Annotated in this window: 26 protein-coding genes; 19 read left to right on the top strand and 7 right to left on the bottom strand. The window is 71.5% G+C overall.

What is annotated here, in order from left to right; genetic code table 11:
- Positions 1-14: 14 nt before the first annotated feature.
- Both AB0O15_RS36455 and AB0O15_RS36450 read right to left on the bottom strand, forming a co-directional pair.
- Positions 15-770, bottom strand: coding sequence for a DUF6193 family natural product biosynthesis protein (locus tag AB0O15_RS36455; RefSeq protein ID WP_364328643.1), 756 nt, complete (start codon positions 768-770; stop codon positions 15-17).
- A gap of 7 nt (positions 771-777) precedes the next feature.
- The gene (locus tag AB0O15_RS36450; RefSeq protein WP_364328640.1) at positions 778-2,148 is read right to left on the bottom strand and encodes an Hsp70 family protein; all 1,371 of its coding nucleotides are present in this window, start codon (positions 2,146-2,148) and stop codon (positions 778-780) included.
- Positions 2,149-2,198: 50 nt separating this feature from the next.
- Between AB0O15_RS36450 and AB0O15_RS36445 the strand changes: the two genes are divergently transcribed.
- Entirely contained in the window at positions 2,199-2,852 is a 654-nt protein-coding gene (locus AB0O15_RS36445) for an ATP-binding cassette domain-containing protein (protein WP_364328637.1), read from the top strand.
- 4 nt (positions 2,853-2,856) lie between these two features.
- Here the strand turns inward: AB0O15_RS36445 and AB0O15_RS36440 are convergent, their stop codons facing one another.
- Entirely contained in the window at positions 2,857-3,684 is an 828-nt protein-coding gene (locus AB0O15_RS36440) for an ATP-binding cassette domain-containing protein (protein ID WP_364328634.1), read from the bottom strand.
- Positions 3,685-3,739: 55 nt separating this feature from the next.
- Between AB0O15_RS36440 and AB0O15_RS36435 the strand changes: the two genes are divergently transcribed.
- The 5 genes from AB0O15_RS36435 (at position 3,740) to AB0O15_RS36415 (ending at position 6,830) form a co-directional block, all read left to right on the top strand.
- Positions 3,740-4,678: a ribose-phosphate pyrophosphokinase gene (locus AB0O15_RS36435; protein ID WP_364328631.1), complete on the top strand. Its 939-nt coding sequence runs from the start codon at positions 3,740-3,742 to the stop codon at positions 4,676-4,678.
- Positions 4,679-4,948: 270 nt separating this feature from the next.
- Complete coding sequence (locus tag AB0O15_RS36430) at positions 4,949-5,326, top strand: hypothetical protein (protein ID WP_364328628.1); 378 nt, start codon at positions 4,949-4,951, stop codon at positions 5,324-5,326.
- Complete coding sequence (locus AB0O15_RS36425) at positions 5,323-5,775, top strand: hypothetical protein (RefSeq protein WP_364328626.1); 453 nt, start codon at positions 5,323-5,325, stop codon at positions 5,773-5,775. The genes AB0O15_RS36430 and AB0O15_RS36425 overlap by 4 nt, the downstream gene beginning before the upstream one ends.
- Before the next feature lie 28 nt (positions 5,776-5,803).
- Positions 5,804-6,370 carry a hypothetical protein gene (locus AB0O15_RS36420; RefSeq protein ID WP_364328623.1) on the top strand — a complete coding sequence of 189 codons (567 nt, stop codon included), beginning with the start codon at positions 5,804-5,806 and terminating at the stop codon, positions 6,368-6,370.
- Positions 6,371-6,386: 16 nt separating this feature from the next.
- Entirely contained in the window at positions 6,387-6,830 is a 444-nt protein-coding gene (locus AB0O15_RS36415; protein WP_364328620.1) for a roadblock/LC7 domain-containing protein, read from the top strand.
- Here AB0O15_RS36415 and AB0O15_RS36410 read toward each other — a convergent pair.
- Positions 6,766-8,817 carry a response regulator gene (locus AB0O15_RS36410; protein WP_364328617.1) on the bottom strand — a complete coding sequence of 684 codons (2,052 nt, stop codon included), beginning with the start codon at positions 8,815-8,817 and terminating at the stop codon, positions 6,766-6,768. The genes AB0O15_RS36415 and AB0O15_RS36410 overlap by 65 nt on opposite strands.
- A gap of 206 nt (positions 8,818-9,023) precedes the next feature.
- Between AB0O15_RS36410 and AB0O15_RS36405 the strand changes: the two genes are divergently transcribed.
- The 3 genes from AB0O15_RS36405 (at position 9,024) to tuf (ending at position 12,960) form a co-directional block, all read left to right on the top strand.
- Positions 9,024-10,709 (top strand): protein kinase, encoded by a 1,686-nt coding sequence (locus tag AB0O15_RS36405; protein ID WP_364328614.1) that lies wholly within the window; start codon positions 9,024-9,026, stop codon positions 10,707-10,709.
- 26 nt (positions 10,710-10,735) lie between these two features.
- Positions 10,736-11,512 carry a L,D-transpeptidase family protein gene (locus tag AB0O15_RS36400; RefSeq protein WP_364328611.1) on the top strand — a complete coding sequence of 259 codons (777 nt, stop codon included), beginning with the start codon at positions 10,736-10,738 and terminating at the stop codon, positions 11,510-11,512.
- A 251-nt stretch (positions 11,513-11,763) separates the two neighbouring features.
- Positions 11,764-12,960, top strand: a complete 1,197-nt coding sequence (tuf, locus tag AB0O15_RS36395; RefSeq protein ID WP_364328608.1) for an elongation factor Tu — start codon at positions 11,764-11,766, stop codon at positions 12,958-12,960.
- Between the two features lie 81 nt (positions 12,961-13,041).
- Here the strand turns inward: tuf and AB0O15_RS36390 are convergent, their stop codons facing one another.
- Complete coding sequence (locus AB0O15_RS36390) at positions 13,042-13,779, bottom strand: TetR/AcrR family transcriptional regulator (protein WP_364328605.1); 738 nt, start codon at positions 13,777-13,779, stop codon at positions 13,042-13,044.
- A 78-nt stretch (positions 13,780-13,857) separates the two neighbouring features.
- Here AB0O15_RS36390 and AB0O15_RS36385 point away from each other — a divergent pair, with 78 nt between their 5' ends.
- The 6 genes from AB0O15_RS36385 (at position 13,858) to AB0O15_RS36360 (ending at position 18,966) form a co-directional block, all read left to right on the top strand.
- The gene (locus AB0O15_RS36385) at positions 13,858-15,285 is read left to right on the top strand and encodes an MFS transporter (protein WP_364328602.1); all 1,428 of its coding nucleotides are present in this window, start codon (positions 13,858-13,860) and stop codon (positions 15,283-15,285) included.
- A 65-nt stretch (positions 15,286-15,350) separates the two neighbouring features.
- On the top strand, positions 15,351-15,890 hold the full coding sequence (locus AB0O15_RS36380) for an RNA polymerase sigma factor (protein WP_364328599.1): 540 nt from the start codon (positions 15,351-15,353) through the stop codon (positions 15,888-15,890).
- Between the two features lie 13 nt (positions 15,891-15,903).
- Positions 15,904-16,725, top strand: a complete 822-nt coding sequence (locus AB0O15_RS36375; RefSeq protein WP_364328596.1) for a hypothetical protein — start codon at positions 15,904-15,906, stop codon at positions 16,723-16,725.
- On the top strand, positions 16,722-17,582 hold the full coding sequence (locus AB0O15_RS36370; RefSeq protein ID WP_364328593.1) for an ATP-binding cassette domain-containing protein: 861 nt from the start codon (positions 16,722-16,724) through the stop codon (positions 17,580-17,582). The genes AB0O15_RS36375 and AB0O15_RS36370 overlap by 4 nt, the downstream gene beginning before the upstream one ends.
- Positions 17,579-18,337 (top strand): hypothetical protein, encoded by a 759-nt coding sequence (locus AB0O15_RS36365; protein WP_364328590.1) that lies wholly within the window; start codon positions 17,579-17,581, stop codon positions 18,335-18,337. Before AB0O15_RS36370 ends, AB0O15_RS36365 begins: the two co-directional genes overlap by 4 nt.
- 8 nt (positions 18,338-18,345) lie before the next feature.
- Complete coding sequence (locus tag AB0O15_RS36360) at positions 18,346-18,966, top strand: hypothetical protein (protein WP_364328587.1); 621 nt, start codon at positions 18,346-18,348, stop codon at positions 18,964-18,966.
- A 157-nt stretch (positions 18,967-19,123) separates the two neighbouring features.
- On the opposite strand, the gene AB0O15_RS36355 is transcribed toward AB0O15_RS36360, so the two are convergent.
- Both AB0O15_RS36355 and AB0O15_RS36350 read right to left on the bottom strand, forming a co-directional pair.
- Positions 19,124-19,915, bottom strand: coding sequence for an SGNH/GDSL hydrolase family protein (locus AB0O15_RS36355; protein ID WP_364328584.1), 792 nt, complete (start codon positions 19,913-19,915; stop codon positions 19,124-19,126).
- 117 nt (positions 19,916-20,032) lie between these two features.
- On the bottom strand, positions 20,033-21,064 hold the full coding sequence (locus AB0O15_RS36350) for a LacI family DNA-binding transcriptional regulator (protein ID WP_364328581.1): 1,032 nt from the start codon (positions 21,062-21,064) through the stop codon (positions 20,033-20,035).
- Between the two features lie 201 nt (positions 21,065-21,265).
- Here AB0O15_RS36350 and AB0O15_RS36345 point away from each other — a divergent pair, with 201 nt between their 5' ends.
- From AB0O15_RS36345 to AB0O15_RS36330, 4 genes are read left to right on the top strand one after another with little or no spacing between them, the layout of a single operon-like run.
- On the top strand, positions 21,266-22,639 hold the full coding sequence (locus AB0O15_RS36345; RefSeq protein ID WP_364328578.1) for an alpha-glucosidase/alpha-galactosidase: 1,374 nt from the start codon (positions 21,266-21,268) through the stop codon (positions 22,637-22,639).
- Complete coding sequence (locus AB0O15_RS36340) at positions 22,636-23,430, top strand: 6-phosphogluconolactonase (protein WP_364328576.1); 795 nt, start codon at positions 22,636-22,638, stop codon at positions 23,428-23,430. The genes AB0O15_RS36345 and AB0O15_RS36340 overlap by 4 nt, the downstream gene beginning before the upstream one ends.
- Complete coding sequence (locus AB0O15_RS36335; RefSeq protein ID WP_364328573.1) at positions 23,427-24,938, top strand: altronate dehydratase family protein; 1,512 nt, start codon at positions 23,427-23,429, stop codon at positions 24,936-24,938. The genes AB0O15_RS36340 and AB0O15_RS36335 overlap by 4 nt, the downstream gene beginning before the upstream one ends.
- Before the next feature lie 34 nt (positions 24,939-24,972).
- The gene (locus AB0O15_RS36330) at positions 24,973-26,292 is read left to right on the top strand and encodes an ABC transporter substrate-binding protein (protein ID WP_364328570.1); all 1,320 of its coding nucleotides are present in this window, start codon (positions 24,973-24,975) and stop codon (positions 26,290-26,292) included.
- Positions 26,293-26,417 lie beyond the last annotated feature (125 nt).

Genomic DNA, 26,417 nt, shown 5'->3' with positions numbered 1-26,417 from the left:
AGACCCCACGGCGTTCATCCGCGGGAATTTGTCATGGCCATCAGCACCAGGGCCACGGTGGCCACCGGGTCGGCCGGGCCCAGGGCGCCGGACACCGGGCCGAGGTCGGGTCGGCGGATCGGGCCCGGCTTGCCCAGCCGGTCGCGGTCGGGGCCGGTGACCAGGTAGCGGCCCTCGCCGTGCGGGCGGACCCAGGCCAGGGCGCTGTCCCGGGGGTCGCCGATCGAGCGGCGGAAGCCCAGGTCGATGTGGCTGGTGAAGGGGAACAGCGCGCGCAGCCGGGGCTCGGCCGCGGCCGCCGTCAGGAAGGCGTGCAGGTCGAGCAGGTGCAGGGAGCGGGTCGACGAGATGTCGAGGTATTCCTGCCAGCGGTAGGCGATGGCCGCCGACTCGCCCCGCTCGAAGGCCTCGGCGAAGCCGCTGAACGTGACGAACGGCCACACCGAGGCCAGCCGCCGGACCGGGGCGCCGGACAGGAACATCCAGGTCGCGGCGGCCGCGTCGGCGATGCCGGTCGCGCTGCCCTGAGCCATCTGCACGCCCCGCATCCAGAACTGGAGCAGGAACGCCCGCTCGTGCATGGCCATCACGACGGACGCGGACCGGTCGGCGGCGTGCGTCTCGGCGCTCACCCGCGCCCAGCCGGGCGAGGCCGGGCGCTGGGCCCGCAGCGGCGCGTGGGCGGCGTCGAACTCCGTCTGCAGGAGGGTGGCGAGGTCACCGGCCGCGGCGACCTCGGGATACAGGTAGGGATCCGGTGCGTCCGCCATCGGCCGGCTACCGGGTGACGGTGGTGCTGCCGGCCGGGCGGACCTCGTCGCGGCCCTCCAACGCCAGGGCCACACCGCCGATCGCGCCGATCAGCACGATGACGATCGCGGCGATCAGCGCTATCCGTTGGCGGCGGCGGAACTCGTCGGGGCCGGGCTCCGCGGCCGGCGGACCGGTGAGGGCGAACTCCTGGGTGGTCTCGCCCGAGCGCGCGGTCGCCCGCACGGTCGCCTTCGGCAGGGGAGGCCTGGGCTCGCCGAGGACCGGCGCCTCAGGAGACGGCTCGCCGAGGACCGGTGTCTCAGGAGAAATAGTGGGAGCCGGAGGGACGCCGGCCACGAGAGCGGCGCCCATGGCGATGCTGTGCTCGGGGTGCGGGTCCTGCGCGACCGGTCGTCCGTACCCGGCGGTCAGCAGTTGGGTGACCAGCGGGATGCGCGACGATCCCCCGCTCAGCAGGACCATCGAGATGTCGTCGGCGGAAACGCCGGCGCCGCGGATCGCACGGCCCAGCGCCTCGACCGTGTCGGTCAGCGCCGGCGCGACGGCGGCCTCGAACTCGGCCCGGGTCATCCGCACCCGCGTGTGGAAACCGGGCAGCGCCACCGGGATCTGCACCTCGGTGTCGAAGGACAGCGACTCCTTGCCCTCCACGCAGTCGCGCCGCAGCCGGGCGATGGCCGCCTCGAAGTCGGGATCGCCGCGGTCGGTCGCCTCCGGACCGAGGACCTGGGTGACGTGAGCGAAGACGGCCTCGTCGAAGTCCATGCCGCCGAGCTGCTCGATGCCGCTGGGCGGGCCGGGCATCTCGTACCCGTCCTCGGTGCGCCGCAGCACCGCCGCGTCGAACGTGCCGCCGCCCAGGTCGTACACGGCGATCAGCTCGCCGGGGGCGATGCGCTTGCCGGCCGCGTGGTGCAGGGCCGCCGCCTCGGGCTCGGTGAGCGTCCGCACGCCGGTCAGCCCGGCCGCCAGAAAGACCTGCTCGAGCTGCTCGCGCTTGTACGGACCCCAGTTCGCCGGATGGGTCACGACGACGTGCGCCGGCGGCCCGCCGTACAGCGTGGTGACGGTCTGGACGACGTGTTTGAGCAACCGGCCGAGCAGCGCGTGCGCGGAGAACGGGGCCCCGCCGACCAGGATCGACACCGGGTCGCCCATCCGGCGCTTGACCTCACGGACCAGCCGGGACGGGTCGGTGCGGCCCTGGCGCCCGGCGCCGTCGCCGACCGTCATCCGGCCGTCTTCGGCCAGGTGGAGGAGCGCCGGCATCTCCTTGTGGCGGTCGCCGAGCTGCACCACCTCGATCCGCCCGTCGAGGTTGACGGCCGCGGCGATATGGGTGGTGCCCAGGTCGACACCCAGTGCGTAGTCCATCAAGGGAAGTATGCTCCCCGAGATCCGGACGGGCGAGGGGGAGACATCCGATGAGGACGCTCAGGGTCGAGGACGCGTCGATCGGCTACGGCTCGGGCGACCCGGTGCTGCGCGACGTGTCGGTCGTGGTCGGTCCGGGCGAGATCCTCGCGGTCACCGGCCCGTCCGGCGCCGGCAAGACCACGCTGCTGGCCGCCATGGCCGGTCTGCTCACGCCCGCCGCGGGCAAGGTTCTGGTCGACGACGCGGCACTGGCCGACCGCGATCAGGCGGTCGCGCTCGGCGTGGTGCTGATCCCGCAGGACAACGGGCTGGCCGCGATTCTCACCGCGGCCGAGAACATCGCGGTCGCGGTGATCGCCACCGGCGGCACCCCGGCCGAGGCGCGGCGGCTCACCGCCGAGGCGCTCGACCGGGTCGGCCTGTCCGGGCACGGCGACCAGCTCATCGAGGAGCTGTCCGGCGGTCAGCAGCAGCGTACGGCCATCGCCCGCGGCCTGGCGCTGCGCGGCGACGTGCTGCTCGCCGACGAGGTCACCAGCGAGCTGGACGCGACCAACCGGCAGAAGGTGATGGACATGCTCAGGTCGGAGGCGGCGCGGGGGGCCGCGGTCGTGCTGGCCACCCACGACCCGGAGGCGGCCGCCCTCGGCGACCGCGAGCTGCACCTGCTCGACGGCGAGGCGACCTGGGTGCGTTCCTAGAGAACTAGGAACCGGGTACGAGCGTGACCTCGCCGTCGACGTGCTGCACGGTGAAGAGCGTGCCCGGCGGGTACGACCCCAGCACGTCCGGCGGCAGTTGCACGGTGCCGTCGCCGGCCACCACGGCGAAGTCTTGACCGTCGCGGCCCTCGGCGCCGACCCGGCCGTCCCGGATGGTGACCGCGCGGCCGAGCCGGGCGCCCACCTCGTTGTCGTGGGTCACCACCACGATGGTGGTCTGCCGTTCCCGGTTGACCGTCTCCATCGCGGCGAGCACCTCGTCGCGGCCCTTGGTGTCGAGCCGGCTGGTCGGCTCGTCGACCAGCAGCAGCCCGGGCCCGGCGGCGATGCCCACGGCGAGCGCGGCCCGCTGCCGCCCGCCCGGGGTGAGGTCGTCGAGCCGGGCGCGGCCCTGGCCGGGCAGCCCGACCAGGTCGAGGATGCGGTCGGGGTCGTCCAGCTCGATGCCGCGGGTGTGTGCCGCCCGCCGCTGGGCCAGCCAGATGTTGCGGTGCAGGGACACGTAGGGCAGCAGGTTGCGCGCCGCGCCCTGGAGCACCACCCCGATCTCGGTGCCGCGCAACCGGGACACCTCGGCGTCGGAGAGCTTGCCCATGTCGTACGTGCCGATGTTGATCCGCCCGGCCGACGGCCGCATCAGCCCGGCCAGCAGCGCGATCAGCGTCGACTTGCCGGAGCCGGAGGGCCCGACCAGCGCCAGCGTCTCGCCGGGCGCGATGGACAGGTCGACACCGGCCAGCGCCACCACGTCACCCGCCTCGGCGCGGTAGATGTGCACAACGCGGCGACAAGCCACAGCCAGCCCGTTCATGCGATCACGATAGTCGCCCGTCCGTGTCGGAAGGCGCCCGCTTAGGGTGGTGCCCGTGCGTGACATCGCCGTTTTCAGCGGAAGTGCCCATCCCGACCTGGCCGCCGAGATCTGCCACCACCTGGGGGTGCCCCTGCTCGGGACGCGGGTGTCCCGATTCGCCAACGACTGCATCGAGGTGCAGCTCCAGGGGAACTGCCGGGAACGTGACGTGTTCCTGATCCAGCCGCTCGTGCCGCCGACCCAGGAGAACCTGGTCGAGCTGCTGTTCATGTTGGACGCGGCCCGGGGCGCGTCGGCCGGGCGGATCACTGTGGTGCTGCCGCACTACGCGTACGCCCGCAGTGACAAGAAGGACGCCCCGCGCATCTCCATCGGCGGCCGCCTGGTCGCCGACCTCCTGAACCAGGCCGGCGCCGACCGGATCCTGGCCATGACCCTCCACTCGCCGCAGGTGCACGGCTTCTTCAGCATCCCGGTCGACCACCTGCACGCGCTGCGCGAGCTGGCCGACCACTTCCGCGGCTACGACCTGAGCAACACCGTGGTGGTCTCGCCCGACCTGGGCAACGCCAAGGAGGCGGCCACCTTCGCCCGGATGCTCGGCATCGACGTGGCGGCCGGGGCCAAGCAGCGCTTCGCCGACGACAAGGTGGTGATCAGCTCGGTGATCGGCGAGGTGACCGACCGGGACGTGATCGTGCTGGACGACGAGATCGCCAAGGGCAGCACGGTCTTCGAGCTGCTGGGCCGGCTCCGCGAGCGCAACATCCGCAGTGTCCGGGTGGCCTGCACGCACGGCCTGTTCACCGGCGACGCGATCGAGCGGCTGAGCGCGGAGAAGGACGTCGAGGAGATCGTGTGTACGAACACCGTGCCGATCCCGCGCTCGAAGCACTCCGACAAGCTGACCGTTCTGTCGGTGGCGGCGCCGCTGGCCGAGGCGATGCGCCGCATCCACAACGGCGAATCGGTCAGCGCGCTGTTCGCCTAAGCCTGGCATACCCGGACAATCCGTCACGGTGCGGTTACTCCTCGGGCACGCACCGTGTCCATAGTCCAGCCTGATGCAATTTCCATCAATCGGACTGAGTACCCACCGATGATCAGCCGATCCTCCCCGTAATCCCAGCTCAGTGGTCCCCTTTCGAGTGAACCTGTGTCACGCTCGTCGACGGCAAGATCCGCAGAGCTCCGGTACGACCACCTCGGCGGGGGACGGTCGGCCGGACCGGGGCCTCGACACACCACGGAGGAACGACAAGTGGCCAACATCGAGACCTCACTCAAGGAAGCGATGGCCATCGAGGGCGCGATCGGCGTGGCTCTCGTGGACTACACCAGCGGTCTGACGCTGGGCGTCATCGGCGGCTCGCCGACGATGGACATGAACGTCGCGGCGGCCGGCAACACGGACGTGGTCCGGGCCAAGATGCGCGCGGTCGAGATGTTGGGCCTCGGCGAGGACATCGAGGACATCCTGATCACGCTGGACAGCCAGTACCACCTGATCCGGCTGATCCCGACCCGCAAGGGCGCCGGCGACGCGCTCTTCCTCTACCTCGCGCTCAGCAAGAGCCGCGCCAACCTCGGTCTGGCCCGCCACCAGCTCCGCAAGATCGAAGCCGACCTCGACGTATGACCACCGTCGACGAGAAGCCGGTCACGACCGAGCGCAGCATGTCGCAGGTCGTCACCGACACCGTGCGGACGTTCCGGAACCAGGTTCCGGAGGCCATCACGGCGGCGCTGGTGGACATGTCCACCGGGATGCTGCTGGCCGTGGACACGCTGGACGACCAGCAGCCGGACGAGCAGCTCGACCTGCTCGCGGCGGCCACGTTCGACCTCTTCCAGGGCCGGAACGTGTCGATCATCCGGGACGTCTTCGCCGAGCGCCACGCGCCGAGCGACCGGCACTACTTCCAGGAGATGCTGGTCAACAGCGACGACCTGGTCCACCTGTTCCTGCGGAGCAACCGGCACCAGGACCTGGTCGCGGTGATCGTGTGCAAGCGGGTGTCGAACATCGGCATGCTGTTCGCCCAGGCCCGCGTGGTCATGAAGCAGATGGACGCCGATTTCGCCTGACCGGCTCGGAACCAACGGACGGACACCCATGCAGCCGCTGGAGCTGGCGCTCGAGATCGGCGGAGCCCTCTCGGTGGCGGTCTTCTCCATCCGGGACGCGGCGGCGTCCTGGTGGGCCGGCGGTCACGAACCCGACGGCGACGACGCGGTCGCCGCGGGCGCGCTGGCCGGCGCGGCCGTCACGCTGGTCCGGCTGGTCGATCCGGACGACGAGCTGGGCGACATCCTGCTCACCACCACATCGGCGTTCCACGTCCTCCGGGTGCTCGACCCGGAGGTCGGTGGCACGCAGGTCGCCCACCTGACGCTCAGCCGGGGCGCGGCCAACCTGGCCCTCGCCCGGCGCGAGTTCAAGGTGCTCACCGACCGGTACCTGGCCGCGCCGGAGTCCGGCCCGCCGGTGGCGGAGAAGGCCGAGCCTCGGCGGCCGAACGGCTCGGTCCTTCCCCGGCGGCCCAGGAACGGTCTGCCCGCGGCCGCCTTCCAGGAACGCGACGACCTGGTCCCGCCGGGCTGGCTGGAACTGGTCGGGCAGCCGTACGTGAACGATGAGACGGTGCTCGACCGGATCATCGGAACCCTGAGACAACTCTGAACTCCCGGGAGCAACCGTGCAGACCCCCCACGACCCGTTCAAGTCCGCCCGTGCCGAGCTGGCGAATCTCCGGCACGCGGTGACCGGTGTGCAGGGGTGCGTCGTAGCCGGCGTGGACGGCCTGCTGATCCTGCACGACACGATGTCCACCGCCGAGCCGCACGACCTGGCCGCGCTGGCCGCCGGCGCGCACGGCATCAGCCGGACCTGTGGCGGCGCCCTGCACCAGGGCGGCTTCCACGAGTGCACGATCCGCAACCAGAAGGGCTACATGGCCGTGTACGCGGTCGGCGAGCTCGCCCTGCTGGCGGTCGTCGGCGACGACGGCCTGAACATCGCCCGCCTGCACCTGGAAGCGCGCCAGACCACCGCCAAGCTGGCCAAGCACCTGGAGATCAGGACGGTTCAGGACGCGGATGACTGGCTTCCCGCGGAGGCTGCGGGCCGCACAGACTCTTGATCGCGCCCAGCAGCGTCGAGCGGGTGAACGGCTTCTCGATCAGCATGCTGTTGGCGTCCAGGTTGAGCTGCGGGCCCAGGGACGCCGCGGTGTACCCGGACATGTAGAGCACCGGCAGGTCGGGCTGGTGGGTGCGGAGCGCGTTGGCCAGCTCCGGGCCGGTCATCGTGGGCATCACCACGTCGGTGATCAGCAGGTCCGGGTGCTCGCCGGCGGCCACCTGGGTGACCGCCATCAGCGCGTCGGTGGCCACCGTGATGGCGTATCCGGCCGGCTCGATCAGCCGCTGCACCAGCTGCGCCACCTCGGGCTGGTCCTCGACGATCAGCACCCGGCCGATGACCGAGGGCGTGGTCTGCCGGTCGATGGCCGAGGCCGGACGCTCCTCGGCCGCCGGCAGGTAGAGGTGCACCGTGGTGCCCATCCGCGGCTCGGACTCCAGCACGATGTGCCCGCCGATGCCCTGCACGATGCCGGCCGTGGTGGCCAGCCCCAGCCCGGCCGCGGTGGGCCGGGTGGTGAAGAACGGCTCCAGCGCCCGCCGGCGGGTCTCGTCGCTCATCCCGACGCCGGTGTCGGTGATGACCATGTGCACCAGCTTGCCGGTCGGCGCGCCCTCGGCCAGCTGGCCCGGCAGCACCACCTCGTTCATCGCGGCCACCCGCAGCATGCCGCCGCGCAGCATCGCGTCCCGGGCGTTCGCGGCCAGGTTGACCAGGGCCTGCTCGAGCGGCCCGCGCTCGGCCCGGATCGGCCACACGTCCGGCCCGAAGGCCAGGTCGAGGCCGATGTGCTCGCCGAGCGTGCGGGAGAACAGGCTCTGCACGTCGGTGAGCAGGTCCGGGATCGGGATGATCTCGGGCCGGTTCCCCTCGGTACGCCCGAACGCGAGCAGCTGATGGGTCAGGCTGCGCCCGGTGTTCACCGCGGCCATGATGTCCTGGGCCATCTGGTGCTGGGGTGACCCCTCGGCGGTGGTCGAGGCGATCATGTCGGCCGATCCGGCCACCACGGTCAGCAGGTTGTTGAAGTCGTGCGAGATGCCGCCGATCAGCTGGCCCAGGCTGTCCAGCCGGCGCAGGTGGTCGAGCTGGCGCTTGAGGCCGCGCGCGTCGATGTGGTCGGTGGTGTCGGTGACCATGCAGACGACGCCCGAGTAGTGCCCGCACTCATCGATCAACGGCATCATGCTCACGCGTACGCTGCGGTGCGAGCCGTCCGCGCGGATCAGCCGGGTGGCGCCGACCGTGGACCGGCCCGCCTTGCACTCGGCCAGCCGCCGGCTCAGCTCCTTCTGGCCCTGGTCGTCCAGGAAGCCCCGCAGCGACGTGCCCACCAGCTGGTGCCGCGGCAGCCCGAGGACCACGCCGATCGGCTCGTTGGCGTAGGTCGCCACGCCCTCGATGTCGAGCTGGAGCACACCCTCGGGGATCGTCTCCAGCACCCGGCGGTACTTCGCCTCGCTGGCCTTGAGGCGCTCGCGGGCCCGGGCCGAGGAGAGCGCCAGGCTCAGCTCGCCGGCGATGTCCCGGGCCAGCTCGACCTCGGCCTGGGCGTAGAACGAGCCGACCTCGCCGCGGGTCAGGATCAGATAGCCCGCGTACGTGTTGTCGACGATGATCGGGCACAGCACGACCGCGTGAATGCCGGTCGAGAACTGGGGGAGCGGCTCCCGCCCGTCCGCGGCCAGCACCACCGGCCGGCGGCTGGCCGCCAGCGTGGTCGAGAAGTCGTCCTCGGGCAGCTTGCCCCGCATGTCCAGGGCCCGTTGGAGGGTGCCGCCGCGGTCCACGTCGGGATGGTGGAACGTGATCCCGTCGTACCGGCCGTCGTCACCGAGCAGTTGGACACCGGCGCCGTCACCGATCATGTCGGCCGCGGCCCGGGCGGCGGTGGCCCGCACCTCGGCCTCGTCCTCGGCCGCCCGGCTCAGCGCCAAGGCGAGGTCGGCGAGCGCGTACCGAAGCGGATAAGCCATCACACCCATGCCGCAATGATCGGGCGATTCGGGCGGCGGTGCGGGCGGTTCGGGCGGAATGCAACCATCCGGCCGAACGATCCAGGCCGACTATCGGTACGGGTGCCACGCGACTCGTCCGTCAGGTGCGAACTCGGGCACGCCAGGTTGAGAAGTGATCTGGACAAACAGCAGGATCTCTGGGCGAATCGTCGGCGGCGGGAAGGAACCTCCGGGTGGACCAGGATCCCACGAGCAGCAGCAGCCTGCCCGACGGCGCCTCGACGCTGGATCTGAGCGGGCGGTGCGTCGGCAGCTCGTACATCCTCGTCCGGCCGATCGGCCAGGGCGCCACGGGAACGGTGTGGCGAGGCGTGGACCGGGCCTCGGGCGAACCGGTCGCGGTCAAGCTGCTGCACGAGAGCCTGCTGCGGCAGCCCAAGCTGGTCACCCGCTTCGTGCAGGAGCGGACCATCCTGATGATGCTGCGGCACCGCAACGTGGTCCGGGTCCGCGACCTGTTCAGCGTGGGCGAGTCGCTGGGCCTGGTGATGGACCTGGTGGCCGGCGGCAGCCTCCGCGACCACCTGCGCGAGCACCACACGGTCGCGGCCGGCGAGGCGGCCCGGCTGGGCGGTCAGCTGGCCGCCGCCCTGGCCGAGGCGCACGGCCTCAACGTGATCCACCGCGACCTCAAGCCGGACAACATCCTGCTGCAGACCGAGAACGACCGGCTGGAGACCCGGCTGACCGACTTCGGCATCGCCCGGGTCCTCACCATGCCCTCGATCACCACCCCGAACGCGGTCGTCGGCACCCCGCACTACATGTCGCCCGAGGCGTTCCACGGGTCGGTGGCGAGCCCGGCGGCCGACATCTACGCGCTCGGCATCGTGCTCTACGAGATGGTCACCGGCCGCCCGCCCTACAGCGGCGACTCGGTGCACGAGCTGATGCAGCGGCACCTGGCCGGCGGCCCGGAGCGCCCGGACGGCATCCCGGACCAGCTCTGGGACGTGATCGAGTCGTGTCTCGAGCAGAAGCCACGGCTGCGCCCGAGCGCCGAGGAACTGGTCGGCGAGCTGTCCGACGTCGCCCGCGCGGTGTCCGGCTCACCGCGGCTGCCCGCCCCGCCGGTCCTGCCGCAGCAGCCGCGGCCCAACTCGCTCCAGCACAGCGTGGTCCCCGCCCCGCGCGTTCCGAAGCGCCCGCACAACAAGCCGCGGAGCTGGCGGTGGCGGCGGCCCGGGACGGTGCTCACCGTGCTGGCCGGCACCATGCTCGCCTCGGGCGTGGCCACCACCGCCTGGCACGTGTCCCGCTCGGGGGCGGACGCGCAGGACGTCCAGATGATCGCCGCGCCGCCGATCCCGGCGTCGGCCCGGTCGGTGCCGTCCGCTTCGCCGGCCGCGCGGGCCAAGGTCGCGGCGACCCAGCCGGCCGCGGCGCGCCGGACCGGCGCGGTGGCCGATCGGGCCGCGCCGGTCGCGGCCGGTGACAAACCCGGGGCGGTACGCCCGACCGTCACGAAACCGGCGAGGACCCGGGCGCCGCAGCCGGAGGCCCGCCCGTACGGGCCGTGGACCTGCCGTCAGGTCGTCTCGCTGAACATGACCAACCCGCTGGTGGCCAAGCCGTGCCAGTCGGTCGGCGACCGGGTGCAGATGTCCGCCTCGCTCACCGCGCGCGCGGGCGGGACCGCCCGCGTCTCCGTCGCCCTGGTCGAGAACGGGCGGACCGTGGCCGGACCGTACACCTGCTCGAACCTGATCTTCACCGAGGACGACACGACCCAGGACTGTGGACCCCGGACCGCGTCCGCCACTCGCGGTCACACCTACACCATCCGCATGACCTGGTCGTTCTCCCGGGAGGGGAGGGTGAACAACGGGCAGGCGTCCGGAGAAGGGTTCCCGTTCTGAGCCGGCGCGCGATAGAGTGCCCGGCGATGAAGAAGTCACTGGTGGTGATCGCCGCCGCGGCCCTGCTCGGCGCCGCGGGCGTGGTCGTGACCCAGCAGGCCTTCGCCGCCGCCGTGCCCATCTACCACCCGACCCGGCTGGCCCACGTCGGCGACGCCAAGCAGCTCGTGGTGGTCACCGGCCAGTCGATCCCGTCGACCTACTCGACGCTGCGCACCTACCAGCTCGGGGCCGACGGCACCTGGACCGAGCGGTTCGCGGCGATGCCCGCCCGCAACGGCTACGCGGGCTGGGCCTGGTACAACGTGCGGAAGCAGGACACCGGCACGAGCCCCGCCGGCACGTTCCCGATCACCACGGCGTTCGGGCTCAAGGCCAACCCCGGCACCAAGATCTTCTACCGGCCGGCGGACAGCAACGACTACTGGGTCGGCGACAACAAGGACGCGAAGACGTACAACATCTTCCAGCCCTCGATGTCGCCCAAGCGCACCTGGCGCACCAGCGAGGCCGAGCGGATCGCCGCCTACCCCACGCAGTACGAGTACGCCGCGGTCATCGACTTCAACCGCCCGGCCAACAACTCGCTCAGCTACAACGCCACCTACGGCGAGTACGTCACCAGCAAGCCGGTCGACGTCCGGCGCGGGTCGGCGATCTTCCTGCACATCAACGGCAAGGGCTCCACCGCCGGCTGCGTCTCGATCTCCCGCACCAACATGATCGCCGTGCTCAAGTGGCTCGACCCGGCCAAGAAGCCGCGCATCGTGATGGCGCCCGAGGCGAGCATCGGCAAGGCCTGAAATACATTCGACGGGTACGGCGTTACCGCCTACCGTGATCATCATGTTCGCGCCCGGTCTGCAGCTGCCGCTCTTCGCGGCCGCTCCCGCGTGTGATCTCTACGATTCGCGAATCTGACCCGTCCCCAGCGGCAGCAGAACCCGGGGACGGGTCGCTGAGCGCTGCTCGGTTCTGACGCAGGCGGGGTGGGCACCCGTCACCGCGTACCGAAGAATGCCTTTTCGTTTCTCGCATCCAGTGAGGACACATCATGGCCAAGAGCCAATTCGTGCGCACCAAGCCGCACCTGAACATCGGCACGATGGGACACGTCGACCACGGGAAGACCACCCTGACCGCCGCGATCACCAAGGTTCTCGCCGACCGCGACCCGGCAACCAACCGGTTCGTGGCGTTCGAGGGCATCGACAAGGCGCCGGAGGAGGCGCAGCGGGGCATCACGATCAACATCGCCCACGTCGAGTACGAGACCGCCGGCCGTCACTACGCCCACGTCGACATGCCCGGACACGCCGACTACGTGAAGAACATGATCACCGGCGCCGCCCAGGTGGACGGCGCGATCCTGGTGGTCTCGGCGCAGGACGGCGCCATGCCGCAGACCCGTGAGCACGTGCTGCTCGCCCAGCGGGTCGGCGTGCCGTGGCTGGTCGTCGCGCTCAACAAGAGCGACGCGGTCGCCGCCGCCGCCGCCGAGCTGCTCGACCTGATCGAGCTCGAGGTCCGCGAGCTGCTGTCCGAGTACGGGTTCCCCGGCGACGAGGTGCCGGTGGTCCGGGTCAGCGCGCTCAAGGCGCTCGAGGGCGACCCCCGCTGGGAGCGGTCCATCGTGGACCTGCTCGACGCGGTGGACGCCTACGTGCCGGTGCCCGAGCGCTCGCTGGAGGAGCCGTTCCTGATGCCGATCGAGAACGTGCTCACCATCAGCGGACGCGGCACCGTGGTCACCGGCAAGGTGGAGCGCGGCACGCTGCGGGTCGGCGAGCCGGTCGAGGTGGTCGGTCTCGGCCCGACGGTGGCCACGGTGGCGACCGGGCTGGAGACGTTCGGGAAGTCGCTGCCCACGGCCGAGGCCGGTGACAACGCGGCGGTGCTGCTGCGCGGCGTCCGGCGCGAGCAGGTGCAGCGCGGCCAGGTGGTCGCGGTGCCCGGTTCGGTCACGCCGCACCGGGAGTTCCGGGCCAACCTGTACGCGCTGACGAAGGAGGAGGGTGGCCGCCACACGCCGTTCGTGGCGAACTACCGGCCGCAGTTCTTCTTCCGCACCACCGACGTCTCGGGGTCGATCGAGCTCGCGCCCGGCATCGACATGATGCTGCCGGGCGACTCCGGCTCGGTCACGGTCCACCTGGGCAAGGAGGTGCCGATGACGGTCGGGCTCGGCTTCGCGGTTCGTGAGGGCGGCCACACGGTCGCCGCCGGCACGGTCACCGAGCTGCTCGACTGACGCTTCACCGTTCGCGGCCCGGGTCCTCATCGGACCCGGGCCGACTTCTTTGCTTGTTCGGCTCAGCTTTGCTTGTTCGGCTCAGCCGACCCCTTTGATCATCAGGTCGACGGTGAAGTCGAAGCGGTCGTGGCCGTCGCCCGCGGTCAGCTCGGCCGCGTAGCGCTTGGTCTGCGGGAAGCCGTCGGGCAGGGCGGCGAAGCGGCTTCTCAGCTCGTCGCGGCTGACCACCCAGGCGTCGTCCGGGCCGGCGCGGCGGGCGTCCCGGAGCGAGAGCTCCAGGCAGTACGCGTTGACGTAGAGCGTGAGGGCGTCCAGCGCCCAGGCCGCCGTCTGCGGGGCCACCCCACCGGCCAGCAGGATCGCCAGCAGGCCCTCGCTGAGCCGCAGCGTCTCGAGGTTGGTCGGCGCGACCGCCAGGGTCGCCCGGGTGATGCCCGGGTAGCGCAGGTATTCGTCGCGAAGGCGGGCGCAGGCCCCGGCGAGCTGGTCACGCCAGGTCGCCGGGTCGGGCTCGGGCAGCTCGACGCGGGTGCAGAGCCGGCCGATCAGCAGCTCGCCCAGGTCGTCCTTGTTGACCACGTGGGCGTAGAGCGAGGCGGGACCGGTCTCCAGCACGGCGGCCAGCCGGCGCATCGTCAGGGCGTCATACCCCTCCTCGGCGATCAGCTGGAACGCGGCCTCGACGATGGCGTCGACCGTGATCGGCTTCTTGGTGCCGCCGGACGGGCCGCGCCGGACCGCCGCCGGCGTCTTCTCGGCCGGAGCCGGGAGCTGTTGGTGACGCGCGTTACGCCGCTGGTGGGGAGATCGAGCCATGCGCCCACTTTACACGCAAGGGGAACGGTGTTCTAACGTATAGGAACAGCGTTCGTATGAATCTCCCGGAGGTGGCTCGTGGTCGCTCAACCCAGCTCGTTGCGGGAGGCGTGGCCCGCCCTGGCCGGGCTGAGCGCGGTGTTCCTGTTCGAGATGCTGGACAACTCGATCCTGAACGTCGCGCTGCCGACCATCGGTCGCGAGCTGCACGCCTCGACCACCGCGCTCCAGTGGGTGACCGGCGCCTACGCGGTCGTGTTCGGCGGGCTGATGCTGGCCTTCGGCGCGCTGGCCGACCGGGCCGGCCGGCGGAAGATCATGCTCATCGGGCTGGTCCTGCTGGCCGTCGCGAGCCTGGCGACCGCCTTCGTCACCACCGCCGAGCAGCTCATCGCCGTCCGGGTGGCGATGGGCGTGGCGGCCGCGATGACCACGCCCGGTTCGATGGCCCTGGCCTTCCGGCTCTTCGCCGAGGACGGCCTGCGGGTTCGCGCGATCAACCTGATCTCCACCGTCGGGCTGGTCGGCCTGGCCATCGGCCCGACCGCCGGTGGCCTGGTCCTCGCGGTGGCGCCGTGGCAGGTCCTGCTGCTGGCCAACGTGCCGATCGCGGTGCTCGCGATCATCGGGGTCCGGGTCGGCATCGCCGCCGACGACCCGGCCGGCCTGCACCGCGACCCGGTCGACGTGGCCGGCGCCGCGCTGGGCACGGTCACGATCGTGGTCGCGCTGGTCGCCCCGACGCTGTTCGTCGAGGCCGGCGCCGGATCGTGGCGCCCGTGGGCGGCCACCGCGGCCGCGGTCGCCGGCGCGGTCCTCTTCGTCGTCCGCGAGCGCTCGGCCCGCCACCCGCTGCTCGACCTCAAGCTCGTGGCCCACCCGCTGGTCTCCAGCGGCCTCGCCTTCAAGGCCGCGGCCGGGCTGGCCACGGCCAGCCTCGGCTACCTGGTGACGCTCCAGCTCCAGCTCGATCGGGGCTGGTCGCCCGCGCTCGCCGCCGTCGGCCTGCTGCCGCAGGTGATCGTGCTCGTCGCCGGCGGCGCCTTCGTCAACCCGTTCGTGCGGCGGGCCGGCCTGGAACGGGCCGCGTGGATCAGCGCCGTCTCGGTCGTGGCCGGGCTCGCCGTCTACGGCCTGCTGAGCAACTACGGGTACGTGTTCGTGGCGATCGCCCTCGTGCTGGTGGCGGCCGGGCTCCGCGTGGTCGGCGTGGTCGCCGGGGTCAACGTGCTGCGCGGGCTCCCCGAGAACCGGACCACCATCGGGGTGGCGCTCACCGACACCGCCACCGAGGTCACCTCGGGCGCCGGCCTGGCCATCGCCGGCACCACCCTGGCCGTCCTGTTCACCGGGGACATCGCCGCCGGGGGCTGGAGCGTGCGGCAGACCGCGGAGTTCCGTGCGGCGGTCACGGTCGCCGGCCTCACCCTCACCGTGGTGGCTGCCGCGCTGGTGGGCTGGGGGATCGTCCGGAGCCGGCGGGTGGAAACTCCGTCGCTGGTGTGAACCGTTTACCCCGCTCGCCACGACGAACAGGATGTGGAGGGGAGCCGGGGACCGGGAGGTCGAGCATGCTGAGGCGACCGCCGGATCCGCGCGACGATGCCCAGCTGCTCGCGGCGATCGCCGGCCGCGACCGGGAGGCGTTCGCCGAGCTGTACCGGCGACACCTGTCGTGGCTGCTGGTGCGGCTCGGGCGGCGGTGCGCGTCGCCGGAACTGCTCGACGAGGTCGTGCAGGACACGTTCGTGGCGGTCTGGCGGTCGGCCGGGCGATGGGACCGCCGGGGCGAGGTGGCCGCGTGGATCTGGGGGATCGGCATCCGCCGCCTGGTCGACGCGCTGCGCCGGACCCGGCCGCCGGCCGGGGAGCTGATCGAGTTCGCCGGCGTCGAGACCTCGGCCGAGGAGCATGTGCTGCTCGCCGTCCAGTACGGCGACGTGGGCGCGGCCCTGGCGAGCCTGTCGCCGGAGCTGCGGGCGGTGGTGCAGGCGACCGTCCTCGATGGACTGACGACCCGCGAGGCGGCCCGGCTGCTCGGAATCCCGCCCGGCACGGTCAAGACACGGATGATGCGCGCCCGCGCCCAGATGCGGGAGCGGCTGGCATGACGGGGAGGCTGGGATGACCGCATGGCACCTCGACCCGGAGGCGATCCGACGGTACGCGCGGGGCTCCGTCCCGCCGGGTCTGGCCGCGTCGGCCGAGGCCCATCTGATGGGCTGCGCGACCTGCCGGGAAGTGATCGGCGCCCTGGTCGACCCCCGCCGGGCCGAGGCGATCTGGCACGAGGTGGCCGACCGGGTCGACGCCCCCCGGCGGAGCGGACCGGAACGGATGCTGGTCCGGCTCGGCGCCGGCGAGGCGACGGCGCGCCTGGTGGCCGCGACACCGACGCTGCGGGGCCCGTGGCTGCTGGCCGTCGCGGGAGTGCTCGCGCTGGCGGCCTGGGCGGCTCAGGTCGATGACCGCTTCCTGCTGATGTTCCTGGTGGTCGCCCCGCTCGGGCCACTGGCCGGCGTGGCCGGAGCGTTCGCGGGCGGCCTCGACCCCACCCGGGAGATCGGGCTGGCCACGCCGTACTCGGGGCTGCGTCTGCTGCTGATCCGGACCGTCGCGGTCCTGGCGGTCACCACGCCGATCGTCGCCCTGGCCGGGCTCGCGCTGCCCGGCTCGTGGTGGCCGGCCGTCGCCTGGCTGCTGCCCACCGCCGGGCTCACCGGCGCCGCGCTCGCGCTGACCAGCCGCCTCACCCCCGTCGTCGCGGTCGGTGTGGTGGCCACGGCCTGGCTGCTGGTGACCGCCCCGGCCGCCGTCGCCGGCCGGGCCGACCTCGCCTTCGGCCCCGGCGCGCAGGTCGTCTGGCTCGCCGTGGCCCTCGGCGGCGGCCTCGGGCTCGCCGTCACCCGCAACGCCGTCTCGATCAAGCTGGGGAGAAGCGCATGACCACGGTACGCGTGCGGAACGCGACCAAGACCTTCGGCCGGACGACGGCGCTGGACGATGTCACCCTCGACGCCGGCCCCGGCGTGACCGGGCTGCTCGGCCCGAACGGGGCGGGAAAGACGACCCTGCTGCGCGTCATCGCCACCGTCCTGGCCCCGGACCGCGGCGCCGTGACGCTGATGGGCCGCGACCCGGCCCGTCCCGGCGACCGCACCCGGATCCGCGAGCGCCTCGGCTACCTGCCTCAGGACGCCGGCTTCCACCGCGGCTTCACGGTCTTCGAATTCATCGACTACGTGGCCATCCTCAAGGAGATGACCGACCGGCGGCCCCGGCACGACGAGGTGCGCCGGGTCATCGCGCTGACCGGGCTGGCGGCCGTGAGCGCCAAGCGGATCCGGGCCCTGTCCGGCGGGATGCGCCGCCGGGTCGGCCTGGCCCAGGCCCTGCTGGGCGACCCCGACCTGCTCGTCCTCGACGAGCCGACGGTCGGCCTCGACCCCGAGCAGCGGCTGCGGTTCCGGGAGATGATCTCGCAGGCCGGCGAGGGCCGCACCGTGGTCATGTCCAGCCACCAGACCGAGGACATCACCGCCCTGTGCGCCACGATCGCCGTGATCCACCAGGGCCGGGCCCGATTCACCGGTACGCCGGCCGAGCTGACCGCCCGCGCCGACGGCCGCGTGTGGACCGACGAGCGGCGTTCACCCGCCGCGATCACGGCCTGGCGCACCGGCGACGGCACCTACCGCAACGTCGGCGACCCGCCCGCCCGCGCGGAGCTGATCCCGCCCACCCTGGAGGACGCGTACCTGCTGCTCATGGGCGAACCCGGCCGGGAGGTCACCCACTCATGACCCGATCCCTGATCGGCCGGGAGGCCCGCCATCTCGCCCGCCATCCGGTGCTCTGGCTGATACCCGTCGTCGTGGCCCTGACCAGCGCCGCCGACTCGGCCACCGGGGGCCGGACCGCCGGCTACTGGTACGGCACCATCTTCACCGCCGTCGCGTTCTTCGGCCCGATCATCGTGATCTTCCCGGCGAACCTGGTCGCCGGCCGCGCCCGCCGCAGCCGGGCCGAGGAGATGTTGCGGGTCACGCCGACCTCGGACACCGACCGGACCTGGGCCATGTGCCTGGGCGTCGCGCTGCCCCTGGCCGCGGCCGGCGCCGTCGCGGCCGGCGCCATGGCGCTGATCGACCGCGGCTTCACCATCCCGCCCGACGACCTGCTGACCGCCGGCGAGCTCGCCCAGCTGCCGTTCGTCCTCACCGGGGCCGGGCTGCTCGGCGTCCTGGCCGCCCGCCGGCTGCCCTTCGCGGGCGGGGCGCTCATCACCTTCGTCGTCGCCACCCTGGGCGCAGTGGTCGTGTTCGGCCGGTTCGACTCCGGCATCTGGTGGATGTGGTGGACGACCGGATTTCCCTTGGAAGGCCGCGCGCCGGTGCCGGGCGAACCGTGGCTGCACGTCGTCTACCTGGCCGGCCTCTGCGCCTGCGCCGCCGTGGCCGCCGTCTACCGCGGTCGTGCCCAGCGGACCCGCCTGGCCCTGGTCGGCCTGCCGGTCCTGGCCGCCACCCTCGCCGTCGGCTGGCTCCAACTGTCATGACACCGTCCGTGGCGGCCGAGCTCCTCCGCAGCGGCCACCTGGCGCGCAGCCTGCGCCTGGCCCCGTTCGCGGCCGGCGCCGTCGCCGTCGTGCTGTACCTGGCGGCCCGCCTCGACGGCGGTCCCGACGTCATCGGCGACCTCCGGGTGCTGGGCCTGCTGCTGGCGCTGAGCAGCGGGTACGTCCTCGACGACGATGCGGCGGTCACGTTGCAGGCCAGCCCGTACTGTCTCGCCCGCCGGCTCGGGCTGCGTCTCGCCGGGGCCGTGGCGGTTGTCGCTCCGCTGTGGACGGCCGTGCTCGCCTACCTGCTTCCCTCGGCGCCGGCCGGCGAGCGGTGGGCTCTCGGTCTCGGCCTCACGACCGAGCTGGTCGCCGCGCTCGCCCTGGTCTGGGCCGTCGCCGCCGGGGCCCGCCGCCACGGGTTCGAGCACCCCGGCATCATCACCACGCCGGCGCTGCTGGCGTCGCTGTTCGTGGCGGCGTCGATCGGCCGGGCCCCGATGCTGGTCGGCCCCGGCCCGGAATGGACGCCGGCGCACCTGCGCTGGTCGATCGTGCTGGCCGGCGCGACCTGCGTGCTGCTGGCCGCGATGCGCGACCCGGCCGCGCGGCGGTCTGGCCGGTGACCATCGATCTTCGCCCGGAACGGGCGGCACGGGCCGGACCACCCACCTGCTCGCCGAGAGGGCGAGCAGGTGGTGTGGGCGTACCCAATCTTTCCGAACACCGAGCTCGCGCCGGCGACGACGAGCAACCCGGCACCGACCGCCGCGCGCCCCGGGCTCACAGCGCCGACGAGAGGGCGGCCAGGTAGCCGTAGCGATAACCGTCGGCCGTGGGGTGGAACGAGTTGGTCGGCGGGATGATCTGCAACCCGTGGATCCAGTTGGCACCGGCGCAGATCCCGTGCCCGGCGAACTCGTCGGTCACGTCGACATAGGTGAACCCGGCTGCCTCGGAGCGGTCCTCGATCAGGGCGTTGAGCTCCGCGTTGGCCGCGTTGATGGCCCGCCGCTTCGGGATGCTCATGCCGGCGAACCCGCAGCTCGGCGCGTTCACGTCGAACAGGATCGGGTAGCCGAGGACCAGCACCTCGGCGTTCGGGGCGCCGCGCTTGATGCCACGGTAGGTGGCGTCCAGTTTGGCCGGCAGTTCCTCGCGGACCACGACCGCGGCGTCGTCGACGACGGCCTGGCAGGCGGCGTCGGTGACGATGGTGCAGCTGATCACGGTGGGCGCGAAGCCCGCGTCGTTGCCACCGATGGTGACGGTGACCAGGTCGGTCTTCCGGCTCAGGGCGATGAGCTGGGTCGCCCGCAGGGTGTCGGTGGTGGCGCCGCCGCAGGCGACGGACCGGTAGGAGCGCGGGTCGTTGGCCGCGGCCCACAGGCCGGGGTAGCCGTTGGGGCTGCGCAGGCAGAGGCCGCTCTGCCCGGCGGCGCCGACCCCGGACGAGTACGAGTCGCCCAGCGCGACGTAGTCGACGCTGCCCGATGCCGCCGCGGCCGGGGTCGCGACGGCCAGGGTGAGTAGGGATGAGATGACGAGAGTTCCCAGGACGGTGGTGCGTCTCATCGAGTTCCTCCGCTCAGCGGGGTGAGGGTTACTCGACGGTAAGTCAAGGGTGTAACAAAAGAAACATGGTGTTTTTATTGTTACTCCGTAGTAACGTGTATCGATGTCTTGGCCCTCTCAGGCCGACCCCCTGGTCGTCAGGCTCGCCGGCAGCCGAAGTCGTTCGGGTGCGAGGCCGGGGTCGTCGAGGCGGTTGAGCAACATGTCGAAAGCGCGCGTGGCCGCCTCCGCGATCGGCAGGCTGACCGTCGTCAACGGGGGCACGAGAAGCGCGGCAAAATGCTGATCGTCGATGCCGACAACGGCGAGGTCCTGCGGAACCCGCAGGCCCAGGCCGGCCGCGACCTGGAGGATGACCGCCGCGACGGTGTCGTCGGCGGCGATGACCGCCGTCGGGCGACGCTCGGAGCCGAGCATGTCGGAAGCGACCTGGGTCCATCGGGACGCCGGCTCGGTGTAGTCGGCCTGGGCGAGAAGGTGCTCGTCGACGACCAGCCCGTGGCGAGACATCGCTGAGCGATATCCCTTGATGCGGTCTTCGGTGCTCCGCCGGCCCGCCGGTCCGTAGAGATGTCCGATGCGGCGGTGGCCTCGGTGGTAGAGGTGATCGACCGCCGCCGCGACCCCTTCCGCGTTGTCCCAGCTGATCTCGCAGAACGACGGGTTGGCCTGCCCGCGGTTGATGAGGACCGCCGGCATCCCCTGATCGGTCAGCGCCGCCAGATGTGAGTCGTCCCGGAACTGCGATGTGGAGAGGAAGATGATGCCGTCGACCTGCTGCTGCATCAGCACTTCGACCACCGCGGCTTCCTCCTGCGCCGAGGAGGCATGACACACCACGAGATTTCGATCCGACTGCCTGGCCCGAGGCTCGATGGCGGTCAACGCCGCCAGGAACAGGTTGGTGCTGATCTCGTCGATGACGAGCCCGATGGTCCGGGTCCGTTTGGTCGTGAGGCTCTGCGCTATCCGGCTGGGCCGGTACCCGAGTGAACGCATGGCTTCTTCGATTCGCTCCCTGGTCCGGGAGGTCATCGCGGCGGTACGACCGTTGAGCAGGTTGGACACCGTGCTCACCGAGACTCCGCTGGCCGCCGCGACCTCACGGATCGTGACCTGCGTCGACCGTCTGCGCCTATCTGCTGGCATGCCGCCCCGTCGCTACGTCCACGTGGTGTACCGGTCCACCGTACCCACCGGTTGTGCGGCAGATAGGTGGGGGAGAACCGCGGCTCAGCAGCTGATCGAAACTCCGCCGCGAGACCCGTTGCCCTGAGGAAGCCTCGCCGCTAGGGTCGGTGTACCGGTTTAGTAGACCGGTACACCAAGCGACGCAGATCCGGAGCAGCCATGGCAATCGTCATCATCGGGGCGGGCAGCACCGTTTTCACGCGAATGCTGGTCAGCGACCTCATGCAGGACCCGGCCACCCGCGACGTCGAATTGCGGCTGGTCGACACCGACCCCGCCCGGTTGGCCCTTGCCACCGCCCTCTGCCGTCGGCTCGTGGCCGAAGGCGGCAAGGCGGGAGCACAGGTCACGGCCTGGCTGGACCGCCGGCAGGCCCTGCCGGGCGCCACCTATGTGATCAACACGATTCTGGTCGGCGGCCGGCCGGGCATCGAGGCGGATCTGCTGATCCCGGCGAAATACGGCATCACCCAAACTGTCGGGGACACCCTCGGCATAGGCGGTATTTCACGCGGTCTTCGGACCATCCCCGAGATTCTGCGGATCGCCCACGACATCGAGGAATTGGCGCCCGGCGCGCTGTTCCTGAACTACACCAACCCCATGTCCATGGTGGTGATGGCCCTGGCCGCCGCCACCGGAGTGCGGCACTTCGGCCTGTGTCACAGCATCGTCAACACCGCCGAGGAGCTGGCCGGCTACCTCGACGTCCCGTTCGCCGATCTGGTGTGGGACGCGGCCGGGGTCAATCACATGGCGTGGTTCACCCGGCTGGAGTCCGGGGGCCACGACCTGTATCCGAGCCTCTTCGCGCTCCCGGCCTCCGACCCCGGCCTGGTCGCCGGCGACGGCGTTCGTTTCGCATTGATGCGCCACTTCGGCTACTTCTGCAGCGAATCCAGCAAACACACGGCCGAGTACTTCTCCTACTTCCTGCCGCACGACGGCGAAACCGAACGACTACGGATTCCGGTCGGGCGGGAGCGCCTGGACGCTCTTGATCAGCAGCAGGCCGATCACGACGCGCTCGCCGGGCGGCTGGGCGGCGCCCAGGCGCTGCTGACCGAGCCGAGCAACGAGTACGCGCCGGCCCTGATCGCGGCCCTCGAATCCGGCCGTCCCTACACGTTCCACCCCAACGTCGCCAACCAGATCGCCGACGGCGTCCTGATCGGCAATCTGCCGGCCGAGGCCGCCGTCGAGGTCGCCTGCACGGTCCGCAACGGTGCCGTATCTCTCGACCGGGTACCCGATCTGCCGCCCGGGCCCGCGGCCCTCAACCGGCAGGCCGTCGCGGTGCAGCAGCTCACGGTGCAGGCGGTCCTCCAGCACGACCTCGACCTCGTCCGTCAAGCGGCGCTCGTCGATCCGCAGGTCTCCGCGATCCTCAAACCCGACCGGGCGGTCGCTCTGGTCGACGAACTGCTGGCCGCGCATGGACCGGCACTGCCCGACCTGAAGAGCCGCCGGCTGATCGCGGTCGCCCCGGCCAACACCGTCACCCACGCCTCGCGCAAAGGAAACACCCCATGAAAACGGCGACGTTCCGCATCGACGACCTCGATGTGGAGATCCATCCCGGCAACCAGGCGATGGGCGTGGCGGCCGCCGACGCGGCCGCCCAGATCATCAATGCCGCGGTGGAACGCTCGGGCACCGCCAACCTGGTGCTGGCCACGGGCAACTCGCAGGTGACCTTTCTTGCGGCCCTGCGGAAGCAGAACATCGCTTGGCCGGCGGTCACCGTCTTCCACATGGACGAATATCTGAACCTGCCGGCCGGCCATCCGGCGGGATTCCCCGAGTTCCTGCGCCGCCACCTCCTCGACGAGGTGCGGGTTCGGGCGTTCTACCCGGTGCCCGGCCACCCGGCCGACCTGACGTTGGCGTGCCAAGGATACGAGGCGCTGCTCCGCGCCCATCCCGTCGATCTGTGCGTGCTCGGCATCGGCGAGAACGGGCACCTGGCGTTCAACGACCCGCCCGCGGACTTCGGCGAGGCGGACTGGGTCAAGGTCGTGGACCTCGACGAACGCTCACGCCGGCAACAGGTCGGTGAAGGACATTTCGATCGGCTCGACGAGGTCCCGGCACGGGCGATCACCCTGACCATCACCGGTCTTCGCAGTGCCGCGACGATGCTGTGCCTGGCGCCCGAGCGCCGGAAGGCCGAGGCGGTGCACCGCGCTCTCACCGGGCCGGTCGACGGCACCTGCCCGGCATCGATTCTCCGGCGTACCCCGCACGCCCGGCTCCTGCTGGACCGCGACTCGGCTTCGCTGCTCGAGCCGAGGAACCCGGAACGCACGGGAGACGCTGAGTGAACGCGGACACCTTGGTGCTGCACCCGGATGACGATGTCGCCGTGGCCCTGCGCGCGCTGCGCCCCGGCGAACGGGTAGCCGCCCGGGCCGACGGTGCCGATGTGAGCGTGACGTCCGGGGTCCCCGCCGGCCACAAGCTCGCCCGCCGTGCGTTGGCCGCCGGCCAGGCGGTCCGCAAGTACGGCCAGATCATCGGCGTGGCCGGCCGGCCGATCGGGGCGGGCGATCACGTGCACACGCACAACCTCGCCTTCACGGCCACCGGGCCGGAACGCCCGGCCGGCGGCCCGGCGCCGTCGCCGACACCGCCGGCCGACGCCAGCTTCAACGGCATCGTCCGCGAGGACGGCCGCGTCGCCACCCGCAACTACCTCGCCATCGTCACGTCGGTGAACTGCTCGGCGACCGTCGCCAAACTCGTCGCGGCCCGGGTGGAGCCCCTGCTGGCCCGGGAACCGGCCATCGACGGCGTCATCGCGCTGACGCACACCGGCGGCTGCGGGCTCGCCGACGGGGAAGGGCTGCGGATTCTGCGGCGGACCCTGGCCGGGTACGGAGCGAACGCCAACGTCGCCGGTGTCGTCGCCATCGGCCTGGGCTGCGAGGTCAACCAGGTGCACGAACTGGACCTCGGCGACGCCGGCCGGGCCACACCGGTGCAGCGGGTCCTGATCCAGGAACACGGCGGCACCACCGCGGCCGTCCGGGCCGGTGTGGAGGCGGTCGGCCGGCTCCTTCCCGCCGCCGCCGCGGTCCGCCGTCAGAAGGTCGCCGCCAAGGAGCTGATCCTGGGGCTGAACTGCGGCGGCTCGGACTCGTGCTCGGGCATCACCGCGAACCCGGCGCTCGGTGTCGCCGCCGACCTGCTGGTGGCGTGCGGCGGCACCGCGGTGCTGGCCGAGACCCCCGAGATCTACGGTGCGGAGCATCTGCTGACCGCCCGCGCCGAGCCCGCCGTGGCCGAGGCGTTGCTGGAACGCATCGCCTGGTGGCAGCGCTACACCGCGGCGTCCGGGACCACCCTCGACGGCAACCCGTCACCCGGCAACAAGGCCGGCGGGATCACCACCATCACCGAGAAGTCTCTCGGCGCGGTGGCCAAAGGCGGCAGCAGTCCCCTTCGGGCGGTGTACCGCTACGCCGAACCGATCAGGGCCAACGGCCTCGTGTTCATGGACACGCCGGGTTATGACCCGGTCTCGGTCACCGGCATCGTCGCGGGCGGCGCGCAGATCGTCTGCTTCACCACCGGCCGCGGATCGGTCTACGGCTGCCGCCCCGCGCCCAGCCTGAAGGTCTGCTCCAACAACTCCACGTTCACGGCGATGAGCGAGGACATGGATCTCAACGCCGGAACGATCCTGACCGGGCAGGAGTCCGTTGTGGAGGTCGGCCGGCGACTGTTCAACCGCATCCTCGAGACCGCATCCGGCCGGCGCACGGCCAGCGAACAGCTGGGATTCGGCGCCGAGGAGTTCGTGCCGTGGCAGCTGGGGGCGGTGCTGTGACGGCGACACCTGACCAACACCCCTGGAGGACATCATGAAACGCATCAGCAGGCTTCTCCTGGCGACGGGGGCCGCATCGATCCTGGCCGTCGCCGGCTGTACGAACAATGCCGGCGTACCGGACAACAGCAAGGACGCAGCCGAAGGGTACGACCCGAAGGCGCCCGTGACGCTCACCTGGTGGACCGGTCAAACCGCTGACGCCCAGGCGCTGGCGGAGAAACTGGCCAAGGAATACCAGGCAGCGCACCCCAACGTGACGCTGAACGTCTCGGCCGGCGCCGCGGAGACCGGCGAGCTGCTGACGAAGCTGTCCGCCGCGTTCACCTCCGGCACCTACCCGGACATCTCGTACGCCTACGGAACCTGGGCCGCCGAGCTGGCCGGCAGCGGCCGCGCCCAGGATCTCACCACCTTCGTCGCCGATCCGGCCGTGGCGTGGGAAGAGTTCCCGGTCGCCGCGCGGGCGACGGCCACCGTCGAGGGACGGGTCATCGGCGTGCCGGCGGTGGTGGACAACCTCGGCCTGATCTACAACAAGAAGCTCTTCGACCGGGCCGGCGTGCCGTACCCGACGGACACCTGGTCGTGGGACGACTTCCGATCGGCGGCGAAGAAGCTCACCGATCCGTCCCGGAACATCTACGGAACGGCGTACTCGGTCGCCGGGAGCGAAGACACGACATGGCACTTGTGGCCGTTGTTGTGGCAGCGCGGGGGCAAGATTCTCGACGGGCGCAAGCCGGCGTTCAACTCTGATGCCGGGGTGGCCGCCCTGGAGTTCCTGCGATCCATGGCCGTCGACGACAAATCGATGTATCTGGACCAGACCAACGAGAAGTACCTTCCGCTGTTCTTCTCGGGCAGCGTAGGAATGGTCATGTCGGGCCCGTGGACGCTCTACGACCTGAAAGCGAACAAGGTCGATTACGGCGTCGCCTCTCTGCCCGGCTTCAACGGCGACCACCAGACCGTGTCCGGCCCCGACCTGTGGGTGCTCTACAACCACAGCGACCCCAACCGGGCCGGCGCGTCGCGGGACTTCGTTCGCTGGCTGACCAGCAAGGAGGTCGACCCGCGCTGGAACCTGGCGATCGGCAACCTTCCGCTGCGGGCGTCCGAGAAGGACAGCACCGAGTTCGCCGACTATGTCACAACCTACGCGCCCGGGGCCCAGAAGTTCTTCGACAACTTCGCCAACGCCAAACAGCCACGGCCGGCCGTGACCGGATATGTGGAGATGTCCGGCTACGTCGGCGAGGAGATCTCGAAGGTCCTGCAAGGCGCTGCCCCGGCCAAGGGGGCCCTGGACGAGGCGGCTCGCAAGGCCGCTCCGGCGCTCACGAATGGCTGAGCGTCGCGGTGTCCTGGCCCGCGGACTCACCGGCTTCGTGCTCGCGCAACGCTGGTTCGTCGCGTCGATGGCGTTCACCGGCGTCACCCGATAGCTCGCGTTTAGCCAACGCTCAGGGTTTCTCC

Source organism: Actinoplanes sp. NPDC089786, from assembly GCF_040684855.1.
Lineage (GTDB): Bacteria > Actinomycetota > Actinomycetes > Mycobacteriales > Micromonosporaceae > Actinoplanes.
The sequence above is the reverse complement of the archived record's forward strand: the minus strand, read 5'-3'. Positions and strand labels throughout refer to the sequence as shown.

Bases quoted from the DNA above. Each gene is read 5' to 3' on its own strand.
- AB0O15_RS36455 (WP_364328643.1), bottom strand. From the start codon at position 770: ATGGCGGACGCACCGGATCCCTACCTGTATCCCGAGGTCGCCGCGGCC.
- AB0O15_RS36450 (WP_364328640.1), bottom strand. From the start codon at position 2,148: ATGGACTACGCACTGGGTGTCGACCTGGGCACCACCCATATCGCCGCG.
- AB0O15_RS36445 (WP_364328637.1), top strand. From the start codon at position 2,199: ATGAGGACGCTCAGGGTCGAGGACGCGTCGATCGGCTACGGCTCGGGC.
- AB0O15_RS36440 (WP_364328634.1), bottom strand. From the start codon at position 3,684: ATGAACGGGCTGGCTGTGGCTTGTCGCCGCGTTGTGCACATCTACCGC.
- AB0O15_RS36425 (WP_364328626.1), top strand. From the start codon at position 5,323: ATGACCACCGTCGACGAGAAGCCGGTCACGACCGAGCGCAGCATGTCG.
- AB0O15_RS36420 (WP_364328623.1), top strand. From the start codon at position 5,804: ATGCAGCCGCTGGAGCTGGCGCTCGAGATCGGCGGAGCCCTCTCGGTG.
- AB0O15_RS36410 (WP_364328617.1), bottom strand. From the start codon at position 8,817: ATGGGTGTGATGGCTTATCCGCTTCGGTACGCGCTCGCCGACCTCGCC.
- AB0O15_RS36400 (WP_364328611.1), top strand. From the start codon at position 10,736: ATGAAGAAGTCACTGGTGGTGATCGCCGCCGCGGCCCTGCTCGGCGCC.
- tuf (WP_364328608.1), top strand. From the start codon at position 11,764: ATGGCCAAGAGCCAATTCGTGCGCACCAAGCCGCACCTGAACATCGGC.
- AB0O15_RS36390 (WP_364328605.1), bottom strand. From the start codon at position 13,779: ATGGCTCGATCTCCCCACCAGCGGCGTAACGCGCGTCACCAACAGCTC.
- AB0O15_RS36380 (WP_364328599.1), top strand. From the start codon at position 15,351: ATGCTGAGGCGACCGCCGGATCCGCGCGACGATGCCCAGCTGCTCGCG.
- AB0O15_RS36375 (WP_364328596.1), top strand. From the start codon at position 15,904: ATGACCGCATGGCACCTCGACCCGGAGGCGATCCGACGGTACGCGCGG.
- AB0O15_RS36370 (WP_364328593.1), top strand. From the start codon at position 16,722: ATGACCACGGTACGCGTGCGGAACGCGACCAAGACCTTCGGCCGGACG.
- AB0O15_RS36365 (WP_364328590.1), top strand. From the start codon at position 17,579: ATGACCCGATCCCTGATCGGCCGGGAGGCCCGCCATCTCGCCCGCCAT.
- AB0O15_RS36355 (WP_364328584.1), bottom strand. From the start codon at position 19,915: ATGAGACGCACCACCGTCCTGGGAACTCTCGTCATCTCATCCCTACTC.
- AB0O15_RS36350 (WP_364328581.1), bottom strand. From the start codon at position 21,064: ATGCCAGCAGATAGGCGCAGACGGTCGACGCAGGTCACGATCCGTGAG.
- AB0O15_RS36345 (WP_364328578.1), top strand. From the start codon at position 21,266: ATGGCAATCGTCATCATCGGGGCGGGCAGCACCGTTTTCACGCGAATG.
- AB0O15_RS36340 (WP_364328576.1), top strand. From the start codon at position 22,636: ATGAAAACGGCGACGTTCCGCATCGACGACCTCGATGTGGAGATCCAT.
- AB0O15_RS36330 (WP_364328570.1), top strand. From the start codon at position 24,973: ATGAAACGCATCAGCAGGCTTCTCCTGGCGACGGGGGCCGCATCGATC.